Source organism: Bacillus cereus group sp. BfR-BA-01382, assembly GCF_022663475.1.
Lineage (GTDB): Bacteria > Bacillota > Bacilli > Bacillales > Bacillaceae_G > Bacillus_A > Bacillus_A thuringiensis_S.
Map to the genome: position 1 here is coordinate 1 of NZ_JAKUFQ010000477.1, position 203 is coordinate 203.

Below are 203 nucleotides of genomic sequence, written 5' to 3' on the forward strand. Positions count from 1 at the left end.
CTTGACATCCTCTGAAAACCCTAGAGATAGGGCTTCTCCTTCGGGAGCAGAGTGACAGGTGGTGCATGGTTGTCGTCAGCTCGTGTCGTGAGATGTTGGGTTAAGTCCCGCCACGAGCGCAACCCTTGATCTTAGTTGCCATCATTAAGTTGGGCACTCTAAGGTGACTGCCGGTGACAAACCGGAGGAAGGTGGGGATGACG

1 rRNA gene is annotated in these 203 nt (G+C 54.2%); it reads left to right on the forward strand.

What is annotated here, in order from left to right:
- Positions 1-203: ribosomal RNA gene (locus MR160_RS34770) — 16S ribosomal RNA — on the forward strand; the annotation flags it as partial.